The following is a 5,888-nucleotide window of genomic DNA, read 5'->3' as shown; positions in this document are numbered from 1 at the left end:
CACCTTGGCTCCGCGCATGACGCAACTCCCAGATTTCTAGCGTTACGTAATTATACCATGGACTTTTTCAGCATCCTCTTAAGGACACGCCCATAGGGAACCTCGATTAACTCCTAAAAACCTCGGCAACTGCATCGTCAAAAAGCCAGGCGGACCAAAAATAGCTTTTTGAGCCGAGTCCCCCCTTTATTTTGGGCTTTTTACCCGATTTCCTGACATTTAGGCAGACTACGCCCCCAAAAAGGCCAAACGGCGCATGTTGTAGACGATGACCATCATGCTCATGGCAAAAGTGGCACGCACCTGTCCTATGGTGCGAATACTCGCCACCCCACTGGGTGATGGCAGCAAAGACATGCTCCATCCACCCGCGCCCGAATCCGGGCAATGCGTCGGTTGCGCCGTTCCTGGCAGGCAGAGAGGAGTTTTCCTTACGGTGCTCCTGCACTATGCGCACAGCGCGCTCACGTACTTCAGGGGAAAACTTGTTTGACTTGTTCATGGCTCCATTCTCTTCAAGGTTGGAGCCTCCATCAAATCCGGGGCGATTCAGTGTTTGCCCAAGCCTTCACACGGGTAGCCGCTTGAGACGGAACTGTCCACTATTTACAGGGCACCTCAGTCTTTGGCTGGCCGAGGGTATGGACCTGCGGCGCGTCCAGGAGAACATGGGGCATAGCAGTATCGTGGTAACGAGCCGGTATCTCCACTTGTTGTGAGGGGCATCGTCTCACATAGCCTGCTGATCGTGGGCTGACGTGGCGTTGCCTGCTTAGGTTCTGCATGCCTACCGTCCTGTTTCGCGAGAGGGTAACGATAGCCGCCCGAGGCCAGACCTTTGCATTGCGGGCTTGATAGGCTAACTTACCATTGAAAATCATGGGAGAAAGCCTGTGGGAAATAGTCATAGAGTGATCAACTGCTTTTTTCCTCGATGTTGATCCGATAGTGACCCCACTGATTGCTCTTTTGACGGGGGCAGCCGTAGATCGTGAGACAGAAGGAATCAAAAGGTCTGGTCTGTGGCACCGATTTTTATGGGCACCTCGAAAAACCCGAGTTCTCTCTAAACGCAGGTAGTGATTTGGTGTCATTTCTAAAAGGATGATTATGACGGTAGATCGGTCGCGAGTAGGTGCCAGAACCTACGTCGACAGCCTCAAGAGACTATTCGGTGGTTTTTTTGGCAACGGCGACATCGGCGAACTATGGTCGTGGCTTCTGGGGCACAATCCCATCATGCACTTTTCTATCGCTCTCTTTGTCGGGATCGTGGCAGGAATAGGAGCGGTCGCCTTTCGGCGACTGATCGCGTTCTTTCATAACCTCTTTTTTTTTCGGTCAAATCTCCTTTGTCTATGACACGCTCAAGCACACAGCTACTAGTACATGGGGACCACTCATCATTTTGGCACCAGCCTTGGGGGGGCTGTGCGTGGTTTGGATAGTCCAAAATTTTGCTCCGGAAGCAAAGGGGCACGGCGTACCGGAGGTAATGGACGCCATATATTACAAGAGAGGGCTAATGCGCCCTCAGGTCGTGCTGATTAAAGCCGTAGCCTCGGCACTGAATATCGGCTCGGGTGGTTCGGTTGGACGCGAAGGCCCCATCATTCAGATGGGCGCAGCCTTCGCTGCTAACCTGGCAAGCTGGTTGCGTCTAGAGGAATGGCAGCGTTATGCCCTGATTGCTGCCGGGGCAGGCGGCGGGATCGCCGCCACATTCAACACCCCTATCGGCGGGGTACTGTTCGCGGTCGAACTTATGCTTCCAGAAATCAGTGCCCGCACCCTGGTGCCGGTTATGATCGCGACTGGAACAGCGACTTATATCAGCCGTATTTTTCTCGGCCAGTACCCCTCCTTCATCATCCCCACCCCGCACATTGCCGCGACCGCTCAAACATCACCCACAGCTTTCGCCGCATATCTCTTGCTCGGGATAGTAGTCGGACTCATGGCATGGGTATTCATGCGTTCGATCTATCTTTTTGAGGACCTATTCAACGCAGTTCCAGGTAACTATTACACCCGTCATATACTCGGCATGCTTCTGGTTGGAATAACCATATATCTGCTTGATCGCTTCACCGGTCACTACTACGTAGAGGGTGTGGGCTATGCTGCCGTGCAACAGGTGCTCACAGGACATCTTCTGTTGCCTGGCCTGTTACTGGTCCTGGCTCTGCTCAAGCTCATGGTTACCGCACTGACCCTGGGGTCAGGTGGTTCGGGAGGGATTTTTTCACCGTCATTATTCATTGGGGCGACCGTGGGCGGCGCTTTCGTGGTACTTGCACATATGCTATTCCCCGCGCTCAGCCTCAACATCACCACCGCAGCAGCGCTGGGCATGGCCGGTATGGTCGGTGCGGGAACCGGTGCCGCATTAACGGGGGCAGTGATGATTTTCGAAATGACAGGGGACTATAACATCATGATACCCCTGATTGTTGTCGTCTCTGTGTCCTATGGAATGCGTCGGTTAATCACCCCCGATACCATATATACGATCAAGCTTATTCGCCGTGGCCACTCCATTCCAGAGAGTCGGCAAAGCAATCTCTATCTTTCGCTCCAAGCAGCCAATTTCGTCCGAATCCCGTTTGTACGACTTTCCGCCGACGCAGACTGGCCGTCAATCCTGGACCGCCATAGATTCAGACGACAACCTCATGTGTTGATAGAAGACGGTGGGCATATCGCAGGCGTGATTCCCGCCGAGAGGCTTGCCACGCATCGACGCGGTGGCTCTGTTGCCTTGGCTGGGGAAGTACGTCGGGACTTTTGTTTGATCGATGATCAATCGCTGTTGGTCGACTTGCTGGCGAAAATGCGTGATGACGGCTGCGAAATATTTGTCCTCAGTCGCAACAAGAGCGCAGATCCAGCCGATGTCACTGATATTTTAACCTGGAGCGATCTCATTCGTGAAGGCTGTCTGCCTGAGGATCTGCACCCAACTGCAGTGCCAAAAACCATTTGACTGCTATGTACAGGGCACCTCACCGGTGAATCGGTGCCCGTGGAGCGCGGCGTTCAGGATCCTTGATTTTCGGCGCGGGCAATTAGGACAGAGCAAGGAGCCAAGCGACAAACCGCTTGGGCTATCCCCCCAGAAAGGAACTGCCGTAATCCATGCCAATCATGGCTACCGAGAACCATAATATTGGCTCGTTGGCGTTTTGCCTCGGCGACAAGGATTTCACTAATGTGCTTGCCACTTATGTCCGTTTCCAGGAGGCTGGTTTCAGCAAGGATATGCTGTGCGGTAGCACGAGTCACCAAGCTGTCCAAGAATGCCTGTCCTGTCTTCTGAATAAATTCTATGGATTCTGGGGTCGCATAATATGCACCATAGATATCCACTACTGTGACAATAACTAAGGTCTGGGCATATTTCTGGACAAGACTAAAAGCTTGCTGTATTGCGGGCTCTGACGCTTCGCTATCATCAGCAGCGAGAAGAATCCTATTGAACATATGCATTGCCTCTCGGGTTGGTAAATGTACCTATTGCGGACCTATGGGGATACTTTACGCTTTGCTAAGCCCTGAAAAGAATAAGGAATCGCAAACCCCTTTGCAATACAGATCCGACGGTAGAAGCCATCATGAAGCGTTTGCACACGCCACCTTACAATATGTGATTTTTGGCGGCTTATTTTCTTTCCGAGCAAACGACGGGCATGTCTGCGATGCGATTTCAGAGCCAACTGGGCTTTCCCGCCATGAAACGGCATTCCAGTTTATTGTAAAGCGTTGCCCTGGCATAGCGGTGCCTGATCAGGATCGGATTGGCATTGAATGGAACTATGTCAAAGCCGATAAAACCTGGAGTTGGGCAACCGAATAAGTACGAATCCGCTGATGAGGAGGAAGAGGATGATGCACAAGAGGGCCATGGCGCCTTCATCCAGTAATGTGGCTTCCGCAATCGCCGACTCCTTTTCATCAACGCTATATAATTTAGAGGATAGGACATCTTTTTCTGCAAATACCACATGCTTCATAATTGGAATGGCTCTCTAGCAGCATCTTGCGGATGCTGGAAAATTCATCCATGGCCGCAGCTTCATCATTAAATAATTATTTTTATATAAAACATAAAAAAATATTTATTATTTATTCCTCATCAATAGTGTGATGATCATCACGACCAAAAAACTCCAGAACAGAAATTTGAACGCATCCAGTATACCACGCATTGCCGCATGCTGCTCCAGAACCTGGCCCAGCACCTGCCACGCGAGATTTCCCGGGTGTAAACCAGCGGCGCCCAGGTAGGACGGCAATGACACGTTGAAGGGATTGATATGCCCTCCCATCTGATTCCATGCTTCCTGTGCCTCTTCGGTCATGATGGTGGAGATGATGGCAATACCCACAGAACCTCCGAGATTACGCATGAGATTGAATATCCCCGTTCCCTCCGGAGTCTGCTCCTTGCTGAGGGTCGCAAAGGCCAGCGTAAAAAGCGGGATAGAGACTAGGCCGAGACCGAGACCGCGGATGAATCCGGGCCAGATGATCCAGGCAATGCTTACCTGCAGATTGTAGGAGAGGCTGATCCAGGTGCCCAGAGCGCCCAAAAAAACACCGGCTATGATCATCCAGCGAGGATTGGCTCCACGATTGAGCAGTCGTCCCGCCATCCACATGGAAATCCAGGAGCCCAGGCCCTGCGGAGCCATGGCAAGACCTGCGGTTTGCGGTTCGTAACCCAAATAATTCTGTAGATAGATAGGCAGAATCACCATGGTTCCATAAAGCGCCAGGCCGAATAAACCTATCCCCGCACTTCCTAGTGTTAGGGAGCGGTCTTTGAGCAGGCGCAAATCAACTAGCGGATGGCCGACACTGAGCGAGCGCAGCACAAAGAGAAAGATTCCCATGCCGGCCGGCACCATCAGGATGATGATGAAGTCGGAGCTGAGCCAGCCGTCTTGATCTCCAAGACTGAGCATCATCTGTAACGCACCCAGCCCAATCGCCATCCAGAGGAATCCTATCCAGTCAATGGGTCGTGGAGTATCGCTTTTGCCAAAGCTGGGGATGTAAAAAAGCAGCAAGATAAATGCGGCGATGCCAATGGGTATATTGATATAGAAACACCAACGCCAAGAAAGGTCTTCGGTGAGATAGCCACCGAGTACCGGGCCGACAATAGGGCCGAGCATGGTACCCATGCCTAAAGTCGCCATAGCTACTCCGCGTTTATCCCGTGGATAGGCTTCGACTAGAATGGCCTGCCCGACGGGCACCAGGGATGCGCCCAATGCCCCTTGCATAAAACGCCAGAAGACGATTTCCGTGAGGCTGTGGGCTTGCCCGCTCATGACCGAGCAGGCCAGGAAGCCGGCCACGCTCCACAGAATGAGCCGCCGTTGTCCGAAACGCTCGACCAACAATCCGGTCAATGGGGTGACGATGACCATGGCCACCATGTAGGTGGTGAGTGCCCAGGTAATCTGATTGCTATTGGCGTGAAGTGAACCCTCCATGTGGGGCAACGCCACGTTGACGACCGTAATGTCCAGAACGTTCATAATTACGCAGGCCATTACTGCGACGGTAATGGCAAGAATATGCGGACTACCTTGTTTGCTGGAATCACCACTTACTTGCACCTGAGAATGAGCCTCATCCATTATTGGGAACCTCGATTAATCCCTAAAAATTTCGGCACCTGCATCATCCAAAAGTCAGGTAGACCAAAAATATTTGAGCCGTTTTTCCCTTATATTTTGTCTTTTTTGCCAGATCAACTGACATCCAGATGTCCGGCAAAATACCATGTAATTCTCGACGGGAGGAATACTATGTCGTACGCGGTACGTTTCGAGTTAAAGCTCGAAGCGCATGAAAAAGAAAACATCCTCAAGGCA

5 protein-coding genes and 1 pseudogene are annotated in these 5,888 nt (G+C 51.9%); 3 read left to right on the top strand and 3 right to left on the bottom strand.

What is annotated here, in order from left to right; all coding sequences use genetic code 11:
- Positions 1-228 precede the first annotated feature (228 nt).
- Positions 229-428: pseudogene (locus RTI30_RS12000) on the bottom strand (transposase); the annotation flags it as partial.
- Positions 429-1,435: 1,007 nt separating this feature from the next.
- Between RTI30_RS12000 and RTI30_RS11995 the strand changes: the two are divergent.
- On the top strand, positions 1,436-2,986 hold the full coding sequence (locus tag RTI30_RS11995) for a chloride channel protein (RefSeq protein ID WP_312283845.1): 1,551 nt from the start codon (positions 1,436-1,438) through the stop codon (positions 2,984-2,986).
- Positions 2,987-3,039: 53 nt separating this feature from the next.
- Here the strand turns inward: RTI30_RS11995 and RTI30_RS11990 are convergent, their stop codons facing one another.
- A complete protein-coding gene (locus RTI30_RS11990; protein WP_312283844.1) occupies positions 3,040-3,489 on the bottom strand; it encodes a universal stress protein in 450 nt (149 codons plus the stop codon).
- A 55-nt stretch (positions 3,490-3,544) separates the two neighbouring features.
- On the opposite strand from RTI30_RS11990, the gene RTI30_RS11985 reads away from it, so the two are divergent.
- Complete coding sequence (locus RTI30_RS11985; protein WP_312283843.1) at positions 3,545-3,856, top strand: hypothetical protein; 312 nt, start codon at positions 3,545-3,547, stop codon at positions 3,854-3,856.
- Positions 3,857-4,121: 265 nt separating this feature from the next.
- On the opposite strand, the gene RTI30_RS11980 is transcribed toward RTI30_RS11985, so the two are convergent.
- Entirely contained in the window at positions 4,122-5,651 is a 1,530-nt protein-coding gene (locus RTI30_RS11980) for a DHA2 family efflux MFS transporter permease subunit (protein ID WP_312283842.1), read from the bottom strand.
- Here RTI30_RS11980 and RTI30_RS11975 point away from each other — a divergent pair.
- On the top strand, positions 5,637-5,888 hold a 252-nt coding region (locus tag RTI30_RS11975; protein ID WP_312283841.1), incomplete at its 3' end, for a hypothetical protein. The two genes, RTI30_RS11980 and RTI30_RS11975, sit on opposite strands and share 15 nt — an antisense overlap.

The sequence above is a fragment of the Candidatus Igneacidithiobacillus taiwanensis genome (assembly GCF_031962545.1).
GTDB classification, from domain to species: domain Bacteria; phylum Pseudomonadota; class Gammaproteobacteria; order Acidithiobacillales; family Acidithiobacillaceae; genus Igneacidithiobacillus; species Igneacidithiobacillus taiwanensis.
The sequence above is the reverse complement of the archived record's forward strand: the minus strand, read 5'-3'. Positions and strand labels throughout refer to the sequence as shown.